The 12,456-nt window shown below is 37.5% G+C and carries 12 protein-coding genes and 1 pseudogene; 10 read left to right on the top strand and 3 right to left on the bottom strand.

Going from position 1 to position 12,456, the window contains the following annotated elements:
• Positions 1 to 98: 98 nt before the first annotated feature.
• The 6 genes from ABWU71_RS02995 to ABWU71_RS02970 all read left to right on the top strand — a co-directional run bounded on the left by ABWU71_RS02995 (position 99) and on the right by ABWU71_RS02970 (position 4,762).
• Positions 99 to 482 carry a PD-(D/E)XK nuclease family transposase gene (locus ABWU71_RS02995; RefSeq protein ID WP_353284750.1) on the top strand — a complete coding sequence of 128 codons (384 nt, stop codon included), beginning with the start codon at positions 99 to 101 and terminating at the stop codon, positions 480 to 482.
• Positions 483 to 979: 497 nt separating this feature from the next.
• A complete protein-coding gene (locus ABWU71_RS02990) occupies positions 980 to 1,753 on the top strand; it encodes a reverse transcriptase N-terminal domain-containing protein (protein ID WP_410530579.1) in 774 nt (257 codons plus the stop codon).
• 26 nt (positions 1,754 to 1,779) lie between these two features.
• Positions 1,780 to 2,572, top strand: a protein-coding gene (locus tag ABWU71_RS02985; protein ID WP_265023453.1) for an IS5 family transposase whose coding sequence is annotated in 2 segments (ribosomal slippage) — positions 1,780 to 2,043 and positions 2,045 to 2,572 — 792 coding nt in all. Because the reading frame shifts where the segments join, the coding sequence is not laid out codon by codon here.
• Positions 2,573 to 2,609: 37 nt separating this feature from the next.
• A protein-coding gene (locus ABWU71_RS02980) for an IS5 family transposase (protein WP_265023453.1) occupies positions 2,610 to 3,402 on the top strand; the annotation gives its coding sequence in 2 pieces (ribosomal slippage) (positions 2,610 to 2,873 and positions 2,875 to 3,402; 792 coding nt in all).
• A gap of 16 nt (positions 3,403 to 3,418) precedes the next feature.
• Positions 3,419 to 3,796: a potassium transporter TrkG gene (locus ABWU71_RS02975; RefSeq protein WP_353284883.1), complete on the top strand. Its 378-nt coding sequence runs from the start codon at positions 3,419 to 3,421 to the stop codon at positions 3,794 to 3,796.
• Positions 3,797 to 3,902: 106 nt separating this feature from the next.
• A protein-coding gene (locus ABWU71_RS02970) for an IS630 family transposase (RefSeq protein WP_353284076.1) occupies positions 3,903 to 4,762 on the top strand; the annotation gives its coding sequence in 2 pieces (ribosomal slippage) (positions 3,903 to 4,227 and positions 4,227 to 4,762; 861 coding nt in all).
• A 272-nt stretch (positions 4,763 to 5,034) separates the two neighbouring features.
• Here the strand turns inward: ABWU71_RS02970 and mgtE are convergent.
• Entirely contained in the window at positions 5,035 to 6,405 is a 1,371-nt protein-coding gene (gene mgtE / locus ABWU71_RS02965) for a magnesium transporter (RefSeq protein WP_353284749.1), read from the bottom strand.
• A 153-nt stretch (positions 6,406 to 6,558) separates the two neighbouring features.
• Here mgtE and prfB point away from each other — a divergent pair.
• The 3 genes and pseudogenes from prfB to ABWU71_RS02950 form a co-directional block, all read left to right on the top strand.
• Positions 6,559 to 7,663 (top strand): peptide chain release factor 2 gene (prfB, locus tag ABWU71_RS02960; RefSeq protein ID WP_353284748.1). Its coding sequence is split into 2 segments (ribosomal slippage): positions 6,559 to 6,633 and positions 6,635 to 7,663, totalling 1,104 coding nucleotides; the frame shifts between segments, so codons are not numbered across the junction.
• Positions 7,664 to 7,851: 188 nt separating this feature from the next.
• Complete coding sequence (locus tag ABWU71_RS02955; protein WP_353284747.1) at positions 7,852 to 8,235, top strand: PD-(D/E)XK nuclease family transposase; 384 nt, start codon at positions 7,852 to 7,854, stop codon at positions 8,233 to 8,235.
• Positions 8,236 to 8,732: 497 nt separating this feature from the next.
• Positions 8,733 to 9,458 (top strand): annotated as a pseudogene (locus ABWU71_RS02950) (reverse transcriptase N-terminal domain-containing protein); the annotation flags it as partial.
• 20 nt (positions 9,459 to 9,478) lie between these two features.
• On the opposite strand, the gene ABWU71_RS02945 reads toward ABWU71_RS02950, so the two are convergent.
• Positions 9,479 to 10,271, bottom strand: a protein-coding gene (locus tag ABWU71_RS02945) for an IS5 family transposase (RefSeq protein WP_265023453.1) whose coding sequence is annotated in 2 segments (ribosomal slippage) — positions 9,479 to 10,006 and positions 10,008 to 10,271 — 792 coding nt in all. Because the reading frame shifts where the segments join, the coding sequence is not laid out codon by codon here.
• Positions 10,272 to 10,405: 134 nt separating this feature from the next.
• On the opposite strand from ABWU71_RS02945, the gene ABWU71_RS02940 reads away from it, so the two are divergent.
• A protein-coding gene (locus ABWU71_RS02940) for an IS630 family transposase (RefSeq protein ID WP_353284517.1) occupies positions 10,406 to 11,265 on the top strand; the annotation gives its coding sequence in 2 pieces (ribosomal slippage) (positions 10,406 to 10,730 and positions 10,730 to 11,265; 861 coding nt in all).
• 379 nt (positions 11,266 to 11,644) lie between these two features.
• On the opposite strand, the gene ABWU71_RS02930 is transcribed toward ABWU71_RS02940, so the two are convergent.
• Positions 11,645 to 12,439: an NAD kinase gene (locus ABWU71_RS02930; protein WP_070356930.1), complete on the bottom strand. Its 795-nt coding sequence runs from the start codon at positions 12,437 to 12,439 to the stop codon at positions 11,645 to 11,647.
• Between the last annotated feature and the right edge of the window lie 17 nt (positions 12,440 to 12,456).

Genomic DNA, 12,456 nt, shown 5'->3' with positions numbered 1-12,456 from the left:
GGCGGCTATGACGTGTTAGCTATAGCTATCTTCAAAAATATGGTTGAATAGTTGTTAATAATAGTGTATAATTATTAATATTTTTAAGCACTTTGGCTATGGCTTTATCTAAGTTTCTCGACCCTAAGAACGACTTTGCCTTTCGGCGTATTTTTGGCTCTGTAAATAATAAGGACATTCTTATTCACTTTCTTAATGATATGCTAGGCCTTACTGGTGTTGATCAGATAAGAGATGTTTCTTTCTTAAGTCCCATTCAGGATCCTGATATTGCTTCTCAAAAGCAGAGCATTGTTGATGTTCTCTGTACTGATTCTGCTGGAACCCAGCTAATTATTGAAATGGTACGACCTGAAAGTCTTCGGTCATATTGTTTAAAAGGAGAGGAATTCATTCAGAAAGAAACTGAAAGGATTCTAAAACTTATTGAACCAGATGTTTTGCCATCTGAGTCTACGCATCAGTGCGAATCGGGCAACTAGTTGGTGCCAAGCGATGCGGACAATGAACCTCCTCTTGATAAAGAAGATGCTCAATCGTGAGAGAAAGCATAAACTACAAGCATCATGTGGTTGGAGGGCTAGGCTTAGTGGTATGGTGAACGTAAGTGAAGCTTAATAAGTATCGTAATGATGAAAGAGCTAAAGATGCTGATAAGCTCCGACCAAAAGGTAATGTGGATGAGTTACATTTTTCATTTCTGGATGTACGCAAATAATAATTCCACCGGTATAGAGAAGCCACCTAACCCACTATTGTATGACAAAAGGAACAGGGTAAGCCTGTATTTTCGCCTACATGGCAAGCAAACCGCAAGGAATGCTGATGGAAGTGCAGGTAAAGGATAATGGAGAAAGCGAATGCCATTTTGTAACGAAATGGATAGAATTTGTAACATTAATTCGCGTGAAAACGAGCAGACTTCCATTTGGTCCCTCGTGACAAGAAACTTTGTTAACCACTTAAGGTAGGAAAGCAGATGATTACAAGTAAACCTGTAAGTGCATCTACCGAAAGCTTTGAAGCATGGAAGCAGTTGCCATGGAAGAAATGCCAGAAAGTTATTGTGAGGCTACAAAGACGTATTGTTAAGGCTGTCCAACAAGGAAGATGGGGTAAGGTGAAAGCTCTACAACATCTTCTCACACGCTCCTTTAGCGGCAAAACTTTAGCTGTTAAAAGAGTAACTGAAAACCAAGGAAAAAACACAGCAGGTGTAGATCGTCAACTATGGTCAACTTGCAATGCTAAATTTCAAGGAATAAAGCAGTTAAAACAAAGAGGATATAAACCTTCTCCGCTAAAACGAATTTACATCAGTAAATCTAATGGCAAAAGAAGGCCTCTTGGAATACCCACGATAAAAGATAGAGCCATGCAAGCATTATATTTGTTTGCCCTGGAGCCAGTATCTGAAACAATCAGCAACCGTCACTCCTATGGCTTTAGACCCAAAAGATCCTGCGCAGATGCTATTGTCGCTTGTCATTTATTACTGGCAAGGCGCAATCGACCACAATGGATACTAGAAGGCGATATCAAAGGGTGTTTTGACAACATTAACCATGAATGGCTCATGAAGCATATTCCTATGGAGAAAAAAATCCTCCACAGTTGGTTAAAGGCTGGCTTCCTAGAATCAAAAACCCTGTACCCCACAACTGCAGGTACTCCGCAAGGAGGTACAATTTCTCCAATTCTAGCTAACTTTACCTTAGAACCTGTACATGATCTCAAGAAAGGAATAAACTAAGAGATAATATATATAAGTTAGGATATATGAGGAGTTTATACCCAAGTGATATAAGTCGGGAAAGATTTGAGATTATGTTACCAGATCTAGAGTCCTGTAGAAAAAAAACAAAACCAAGGAAACTTGATTTGTATGATGTATTTTGTGGAGTGTTATACGTTCTGAAAAGCGGTTGTCAGTGGAGAATGCTACCAAAAGAGTTTCCAAAATGGCGCAATTGTTACGACTATTTTAAGAAGTGGAGTGAAAAACCAGATGCAGATAAAGAAAGTGTTCTGGAGCTGGTGTTAAAAAAAAATAGTTGGCGTGGTCCGACAAAACAATGGTCGGAAAGAAAAAACCAGCTTCTGCATAATTGATGCACAGAGTGTAAAAAATGCAGATACTGCTGAAGAAAAAGGCTATGATGCAGGCAAAAAGATTTCAGGAATAAAACGCCATATTGCAGTAGATACGCAAGGTTTGCCCCATGCAATTTATATAACAACAGCAGAGATAACTGACCGTAGCAGTGCTGTGAGAATGGTCGAAAATGCAAAAGAAAACCTCTCGGGAGTTAAAAATGTACTGGTTGATGCAGGCTATACTGGAGAGAATTTTGCAACTCAAATAAAAACGATTATTGGTGCAACCGTTGAAGTGATAAAAAGAAATGAATTACATTCCTTTGTTGTATTGCCCAAAAGATGGGTTGTGGAGCGATCTTTTGCTTGGTTAGAAAAATGTAGAAGATTGTGGAAAAATTGTGAGCGAAAACTTAATACTAGCCTACAAATGGTCGTTCTGGCTTTCACTGCCTTACTTCTGAAAAGATTATGAACAGGCTCTAAGAGATAATATATATAAGTTAGGATATATGAGGAGTTTATACCCAAGTGATATAAGTCGGGAAAGATTTGAGATTATGTTACCAGATCTAGAGTCCTGTAGAAAAAAAACAAAACCAAGAAAACTTGATTTGTATGATGTATTTTGTGGAGTGTTATACGTTCTGAAAAGCGGTTGTCAGTGGAGAATGCTACCAAAAGAGTTTCCAAAATGGCGCAATTGTTACGACTATTTTAAGAAGTGGAGTGAAAAACCAGATGCAGATAAAGAAAGTGTTCTGGAGCTGGTGTTAAAAAAAAATAGTTGGCGTGGTCCGACAAAACAATGGTCGGAAAGAAAAAACCAGCTTCTGCATAATTGATGCACAGAGTGTAAAAAATGCAGATACTGCTGAAGAAAAAGGCTATGATGCAGGCAAAAAGATTTCAGGAATAAAACGCCATATTGCAGTAGATACGCAAGGTTTGCCCCATGCAATTTATATAACAACAGCAGAGATAACTGACCGTAGCAGTGCTGTGAGAATGGTCGAAAATGCAAAAGAAAACCTCTCGGGAGTTAAAAATGTACTGGTTGATGCAGGCTATACTGGAGAGAATTTTGCAACTCAAATAAAAACGATTATTGGTGCAACCGTTGAAGTGATAAAAAGAAATGAATTACATTCCTTTGTTGTATTGCCCAAAAGATGGGTTGTGGAGCGATCTTTTGCTTGGTTAGAAAAATGTAGAAGATTGTGGAAAAATTGTGAGCGAAAACTCAATACTAGCCTACAAATGGTCGTTCTGGCTTTCACTGCCTTACTTCTGAAAAGATTATGAACAGGCTCTAAGATCTATAGAAAATCACTTTCGCCTTTTATTAAACCCAGGCGCAGGCGATAGGGTAAAATTCAATGGAAAAACCCTGGAGAATGATGAAGTTCACTCTGTCTTTATATTTTTTGCAATTTTCATGTTAACGCTTACCGTTTCATCAATAGTGATGTCTTACTTAAGCAATGCAGACTTTATAACTAGCATCAGTTCAGTCTCTGCAACGCTTACAAACTCTGGCCCGGGATTTAGTAATTTAATAGGCCCTTCGGGTAATTATTCCTCTTTCAGTAATGAAGTAAAATTATTTCTATCGTTTTTAATGCTGCTTGGCAGACTTGAAATATTGCCAATCTATTTTTGTATAGGCAATTTATTCTTATTTAATAGAAAGAAATAGGTATCCGTTCAGCAGAGTGGCAGTAAGGTAGACGAGAAAAGATATAGCTCTTTTCATAGAAGTCCGGATGTGATAAGATAAGGATAGACGATGATAAGGAGGTTGAGTGCCAGCAGCATATAGTTATGACTTAAGGAAAAAAGCAATGGAAGCGCTAGAGGAGGGAGGAAGCAGAGAAACAGTGGCAGCAAGATTTAAAATTGGACGAACTACTTTATGGGAGTGGCAGCAAAGAAGAAAAGAAACAGGAGACTTTCAATCAAAAAAACTTGGAAATGGAGGTTACAATCACAAAATTACCGACTGGGATGCCTTTGCTAAATTTGCCAGAGAAAACGGAGGAAAGACTCTGTCGGAAATGGCTAAACTTTGGGGCAACGTTAGTATCCAAACGATCCACCGAGCTCTCAGAAAAATTGGATTTACGCGCAAAAAAAGACATATGGATACAAGGAAAGAAACGAAGAAAAACGTGCTGAATTCTTAAAAATTATAGCAACAAAAGAACCAGAAAACTTAGTTTATATAGATGAGTCTGGCATTGATAACACAGAGGACTATCCATATGGGTATTGCCAGAAAGGACAGCGGTTTTATGGCCTAAAATCTGGAAAGAAAACTCAACGAATCAGTATGGTTGCAGCCTTAAGTAGAAGAAAGATAGTTGCTCCATTAACCTTTGAAGGCCACTGTAATATGGATGTTTTTAATGGATGGTTTGAGCAATTTTTGACACCGATCTTGGAACCTGGACAGACTGTCATTCTTGACAATGCTACTTTTCATAAGTCTGGTAAGATTATCGAGCTTGCTAGAGGAGTTGGTGCAGAAATTTTATATCTGCCGCCGTATTCTCCAGATTTCAACAAAATTGAGCATCATTGGTTTGCTATAAAAAACAGAGCTAGGAAAAACATTCCTCTATTCGAATCCTTTCGTCGTGCTGTTGATTCTGCCTTCCTATGACCTGTTCGGACTATTATAAGAAATGCTATAACTATAGGAACAAATGGGTGTCATGCCAGTGCGTGACAATGGCATCCAGTCCTTTCACGCAGTTCCATCAAAAACGTTGTAAAGCGCTTTCGTGTTTACCAACTTAGTGCCCAATCTGGATCCCAGTGTCAAGCACTGGGATGACATCATAGGAGGGGCACTGGGATGACACCATCTGCCACGCAAATTGCCTGCAAATTGCAATGTTCGTACAGTTGTGGGCGGTATAGCTATAGATAGTGTCAACTGTTTAATAAAAAGATCGTAGCTAAACCAAGAAATATAAAAGCTGAGAGAATATCAGTTGTTGCCGATGTTAGGATTGAAGAAGAAACGGCAGGGTCAGACTTTAAGCGATGAAGCATTATAGGAATGAAAGTTCCGATGAACGTTGCAATAATTGACATCATAATCATGGAGACCACAAAAATCATCTCCACTTTGAAGTTGTGAAACCTTATTGCTAATACTATTAATGAAATAGTAGATAAAATCACCCCGTTTATAAGACCTATTAAAAATTCTTTCATCAGTATTCTTTTTGCATTTTGCTCAGTTAGATATTTTGTTGCGATTGCCCGGATGGTTAGCGTTACTGTTTGGGATCCTGCATTTCCGCTCATTGATGCAATTATCGGCATGATTATTGGCAGCACTATAAAACTTTTTATTACGTCATCGAAAAAGCCAACTACTATGGAACACATTGTTGCAGCTAAGAGGTTAAACAGTAACCAAGGTAGCCTTTTAATTATAGTTTTATGTATAGGGGCATTTATATCGGCTTTAGAAGATACACCGCTTATTTTGAGTACGTCCTCTTCTGTTTCTTGTTGAACAACTTTTATCACATCTTCAATTAAGATCACACCAATAATTTTACCATTCTTATTTACTACCGGAGCTGATAATAGAGAGTAATCTTTAAATATTCTTGCTACTTCCTCTTGGTCTACTCCAGTTTTAATGATTTTTATGTCATGATCCATTATCTCTTTTATTATTGTGTCTCCTGAGTGAGATATTACCTTATTTAAATTAACACTGCCTATAGGCTCTAATTTTGAGTTGATAATGAATATCTGGTGAAATTTTTCTGGTATTTTTTTATAGTTGCACACAAATTCTGTCAGTTGATTTATTGTCCAATAATATGGAGCTATAACCATATCTTTATGTATTAACCTTCCTGCACTTTCTTCTGGGTATGATAGCAACTCCTCTACTGATTTCTGAGTCTTGCTGGGCAAATAGTAAAGTATATTTTCTACAGACTTTCTATCTAAATCTTTCACTATGGTTACTATATCTTCTACATCAAGGAGCATTAGTAACTTTGCTGTATTTTCTATTCCCAATGTTTCTATGATCTCTATTTGTAAATCTGGCACTACATGCACTAGGGCATCACTTAACAAGTGTTGATCGAGGATATTAACTAATTTCTCCCTGTGATCACTGATCGAAGTAGATAAAAAATAAGCTAACTGAACACTGTCTATCGTTTTTACAATATTACGAACATTCTCTAGCTCCTCGTTATCAAGTGACTCTATTAAGTCATCAATAGCCTTTTTGTCTAAACCATAATGGGAACTTATTTCAATATTCATTACTTTACCTTATTTTTTAATAAATATACGCGCTTGATTCCCTTAAACATTAAAGTATAATGAAATTATTTAAATTAACTATCATATGGTTAAATTTCTATTTTGTTTACTGTTATTGTTATTGATAGTAAATATATTAAAATCTAAAGTATAATGAAAACTTATCCAGAAATTCTTGAACACTTTCAAAGCTTAAATAAAAGTATTTCTCTTATCAGGAGGTGTCTTTGACATAGAAAAATTAAAGTTGCGTCTTGAAGAGCTTGACTCCCAAGCGTTGAATGATGACCTATGGCAAGATAACCAAAAAGCACAAGAAGTTTTAAAAGAACGTTCTAAAATTAAGAATGACGTAGAGTCGTTTTTAAAGTTGGAAAGTGATTACAATAACGCTATCGATTTAATGAAATCTGCTATTGATGAAAATGATGAAGAGTTTTTCTCTGAAGTTAAAAATGAGCTGATAAAGTTAGAGAAATTAATCAAGTGTAAAGAAACAGAGTCCCTATTTACTGGTGAAGCAGATAATAATAACTGCTTTTTAGAAATCCACTCAGGAGCTGGCGGAACCGAGAGCAATGATTGGGCTGAAATGCTGATGCGCATGTATATAAGGTGGGCAGAAATTTATCACAACTTTAAAGTTGAAGTTGTAGAAAAATTAGAAGGAGAGTCGGTTGGTATAAAGTCTGCAATGATAAAAATCGTTGGAGAAAAAGCTTATGGGTGGGCAAAAAGTGAAAGTGGAATTCACAGGCTGGTTAGAATATCGCCATTTGATGCAAATGGTAAACGTCATACCAGTTTTGCAAGTGTAGGAGTAACTCCAGTGATCGAAGATTCAATTGATATTGCTGTGGATGAAAAGGATCTAAAGATCGACACCTACCGAGCTTCTGGAGCAGGCGGTCAGCATGTGAACAAGACTGAAAGTGCGGTACGCATTACGCATATTCCAACTGGTGTTGTAGTTCAATGCCAAAATGGTCGTTCTCAACACAGAAATAAAGATGAGGCGTTAAAATTACTTAAAGGACGTTTATACCAAATTGAACTGGAAAAAAAAGAACAGAAAATGGCTGAAGAATATGGTAAAAAATGCGATATAGGCTGGGGCAATCAGATCAGATCGTACGTTATGCATCCATATCAAATGGTGAAGGATTTAAGAACCGGACATGAAGTGGGCAATATAAATTCTGTTTTTGATGGTAATATAGATTGTTTCATAGTTAGTGTGCTTACTAAGCAAAATTAGACTTTTATAGTTAAAGTTCACCGACAATCGTCATCCTGCTACTTGTTAGCGGCTGAGATACCGCGAATGAATCGCGGTATGACGGTTCGTGGCGGCTATGACGTGTTAGCTATAGCTATCTTCAAAAATATGGTTGAATAGTTGTTAATAATAGTGTATAATTATTAATATTTTTAAGCACTTTGGCTATGGCTTTATCTAAGTTTCTCGACCCTAAGAACGACTTTGCCTTTCGGCGTATTTTTGGCTCTGTAAATAATAAGGACATTCTTACTCACTTTCTTAATGATATGCTAGGCCTTACTGGTGTTGATCAGATAAAAGATGTTTCTTTCTTAAGTCCCATTCAGGATCCTGATATTGCTTCTCAAAAGCAGAGCATTGTTGATGTTCTCTGTACTGATTCTGCTGGAACCCAGCTAATTATTGAAATGGTACGACCTGAAAGTCTTCGGTCATATTGTTTAAAAGGAGAGGAATTCATTCAGAAAGAAACTGAAAGGATTCTAAAACTTATTGAACCAGATGTTTTGCCATCTGAGTCTACGCATCAGTGCGAATCGGGCAACTAGTTGGTGCCAAGCGATGCGGACAATGAACCTCCTCTTGATAAAGAAGATGCTCAATCGTGAGAGAAAGCATAAACTACAAGCATCATGTGGTTGGAGGGCTAGGCTTAGTGGTATGGTGAACGTAAGTGAAGCTTCATAAGTATCGTAATGATGAAAGAGCTAAAGATGCTGATAAGCTCCGACCAAAAGGTAATGTGGATGAGTTACATTTTTCATTTCTGGATGTACGCAAATAATAATTCCACCGGTATAGAGAAGCCACCTAACCCACTATTGTATGACAAAAGGAACAGGGTAAGCCTGTATTTTCGCCTACATGGCAAGCAAACCGCAAGGAATGCTGATGGAAGTGCAGGTAAAGGATAATGGAGAAAGCGAATGCCATTTTGTAACGAAATGGATAGAATTTGTAACATTAATTCGCGTGAAAAAGAGCAGACTTCCATTTGGTCCCTCGTGACAAGAAACTTTGTTAACCACTTAAGGTAGGAAAGCAGATGATTACAAGTAAACCTGTAAGTGCATCTACCGAAAGCTTTGAAGCATGGAAGCAGTTGCCATGGAAGAAATGCCAGAAAGTTATTGTGAGGCTACAAAGACGTATTGTTAAGGCTGTCCAACAAGGAAGATGGGGTAAGGTGAAAGCTCTACAACATCTTCTCACACGCTCCTTTAGCGGCAAAACTTTAGCTGTTAAAAGAGTAACTGAAAACCAAGGAAAAAACACAGCAGGTGTAGATCGTCAACTATGGTCAACTTGCAATGCTAAATTTCAAGGAATAAAGCAGTTAAAACAAAGAGGATATAAACCTTCTCCGCTAAAACGAATTTACATCAGTAAATCTAATGGCAAAAGAAGGCCTCTTGGAATACCCACGATAAAAGATAGAGCCATGCAAGCATTATATTTGTTTGCCCTGGAGCCAGTATCTGAAACAATCAGCGACCGTCACTCCTATGGCTTTAGACCCAAAAGATCCTGCGCAGATGCTATTGTCGCTTGTCATTTATTACTGGCAAGGCGCAATCGACCACAATGGATACTAGAAGGCGATATCAAAGGGTGTTTTGACAACATTAACCATGAATGGCTCATGAAGCATATTCCTATGGAGAAAAAAATCCTCCACAGTTGGTTAAAGGCTGGCTTCCTAGAATCAAAAACCCTGTACCCCACAACTGCAGGTACTCCGCAAGGAGGTACAATTTCTCCAATTCTAGCTAACTTTACCTTAGAGCCTGTTCATAATCTTTTCAGAAGTAAGGCAGTGAAAGCCAGAACGACCATTTGTAGGCTAGTATTGAGTTTTCGCTCACAATTTTTCCACAATCTTCTACATTTTTCTAACCAAGCAAAAGATCGCTCCACAACCCATCTTTTGGGCAATACAACAAAGGAATGTAATTCATTTCTTTTTATCACTTCAACGGTTGCACCAATAATCGTTTTTATTTGAGTTGCAAAATTCTCTCCAGTATAGCCTGCATCAACCAGTACATTTTTAACTCCCGAGAGGTTTTCTTTTGCATTTTCGACCATTCTCACAGCACTGCTACGGTCAGTTATCTCTGCTGTTGTTATATAAATTGCATGGGGCAAACCTTGCGTATCTACTGCAATATGGCGTTTTATTCCTGAAATCTTTTTGCCTGCATCATAGCCTTTTTCTTCAGCAGTATCTGCATTTTTTACACTCTGTGCATCAATTATGCAGAAGCTGGTTTTTTCTTTCCGACCATTGTTTTGTCGGACCACGCCAACTATTTTTTTTTAACACCAGCTCCAGAACACTTTCTTTATCTGCATCTGGTTTTTCACTCCACTTCTTAAAATAGTCGTAACAATTGCGCCATTTTGGAAACTCTTTTGGTAGCATTCTCCACTGACAACCGCTTTTCAGAACGTATAACACTCCACAAAATACATCATACAAATCAAGTTTCCTTGGTTTTGTTTTTTTTCTACAGGACTCTAGATCTGGTAACATAATCTCAAATCTTTCCCGACTTATATCACTTGGGTATAAACTCCTCATATATCATAACTTATATATATTATCTCTTAGTTTATTCCTTTCTTGAGATCATGTACAGGTTCTAAGAAGTTATAGCTCTTTTCATAGAAGTCCGGATGTGACAAGATAAGGATAGACGATGATAAGTAGGTTGAGTGCCAGCAGCATATAGTTATGACTTAAGGAAAAAAGCAATGGAAGCGCTAGAGGAGGGAGGAAGCAGAGAAACAGTGGCAGCAAGATTTAAAATTGGACGAACTACTTTATGGGAGTGGCAGCAAAGAAGAAAAGAAACAGGAGACTTTCAATCAAAAAAACTTGGAAATGGAGGTTACAATCACAAAATTACCGACTGGGATGCCTTTGCTAAATTTGCCAGAGAAAACGGAGGAAAGACTCTGTCGGAAATGGCTAAACTTTGGGGCAACGTTAGTATCCAAACGATCCACCGAGCTCTCAGAAAAATTGGATTTACGCGCAAAAAAAGACATATGGATACAAGGAAAGAAACGAAGAAAAACGTGCTGAATTCTTAAAAATTATAGCAACAAAAGAACCAGAAAACTTAGTTTATATAGATGAGTCTGGCATTGATAACACAGAGGACTATCCATATGGGTATTGCCAGAAAGGACAGCGGTTTTATGGCCTAAAATCTGGAAAGAAAACTCAACGAATCAGTATGGTTGCAGCCTTAAGTAGAAGAAAGATAGTTGCTCCATTAACCTTTGAAGGCCACTGTAATATGGATGTTTTTAATGGATGGTTTGAGCAATTTTTGACACCGATCTTTGAACCTGGACAGACTGTCATTCTTGACAATGCTACTTTTCATAAGTCTGGTAAGATTATCGAGCTTGCTAGAGGAGTTGGTGCAGAAATTTTGTATCTGCCGCCGTATTCTCCAGATTTCAACAAAATTGAGCATCATTGGTTTGCTATAAAAAACAGAGCTAGGAAAAACATTCCTCTATTCGAATCCTTTCGTCGTGCTGTTGATTCTGCCTTCCTATGACCTGTTCGGACTATTATGAGAAATGCTATAATTTTACTGTTGATTTTTCGACTGACCCATGCATATTCACTCCAAAATTAATTACTATGCTGCATTGATTACGCTATAGTTATTAAGATCTAGTAAAGACCAGTTTACAGATAATGTATCTGTTTAGCAGAGTGGCAAAATAAGGTAGACGAGAAAAGACAACTATAGGAACAAATGGGTGTCATCCCAGTGCCCAGACACTGGGATCCAGAAAATTTGATTGTGTACTATACAACATTTTCGATCAAAAGCTGGATTCCAGTTTCAAGCACTGGAATGACATCACAGGGGCACTGGAATTTTTGTTTCAATATTTGTACATTAGCCATGCATCTGAACAGATACATTATTAGTATAGAAATTGTCTATCAAAGATCCTTTCATTCAGAGGGTAATCTTTGTCAAAAAGCAAAGTTATTGTGTTTTCGTGGTCTTTTTGTATTTTTATCTGTGATATATTATGAAACTCCTTGTAATCTGATACTACAAGTGCTGGACGGTTTTTTGTGTCGTTAATGTCAATTTGCACGATTGTATCATTTGAGATTAGTGCTCCATTCCAATGCCTTGGGTAATAGCTATTGATAGAAGTGAGTGCAAGTAAATTTGAATTTAGCGGCAAGATTGGGCCACCGGCAGAGAAGTTATATGCAGTGCTGCCTGTGGGAGTAGATAATATTACTCCGTCCCCTCTAAATTTTTCTACTTTTAGCTTATCGTTGATAGTGATATTCATTTCTACTATTTGATTCGCTTTTCTAAAAACATATACTTCGTTTACTGCTATGTAATGATATCTCTTGCCACTTGTATCTGTTGCTTCCATTTTTAGCAAAGTTAACTGAGTTGAAGTTGCATGCTCTATATGATCAATTAAATCTTCACTGCAGCTAAAGCATTTATTCATCAAAAACCCAACATTGCCAGTGTTTATCCCATACACATGCATGTTTTTATTTTCTATGACGTAATTGTGCAAAGTGCGTAGCATAAAGCCATCACCGCCAACAACTATCAATAGATCGATTTCGGACTTATTTTCTTCTGTTATATTGATAAAATTAAGTTTCTTTAATAGTTTAGATACTTCCTGCGATTTTGGTGATGGAGAAGCAACATAGCCTATATTTTTGTATTTATGCATGCTTCAGTAAACTCTCT

It is taken from the genome of Wolbachia endosymbiont (group A) of Lasioglossum fulvicorne (assembly GCF_964028605.1).
GTDB lineage: Bacteria > Pseudomonadota > Alphaproteobacteria > Rickettsiales > Anaplasmataceae > Wolbachia.
The sequence above is the reverse complement of the archived record's forward strand: the minus strand, read 5'-3'. Positions and strand labels throughout refer to the sequence as shown.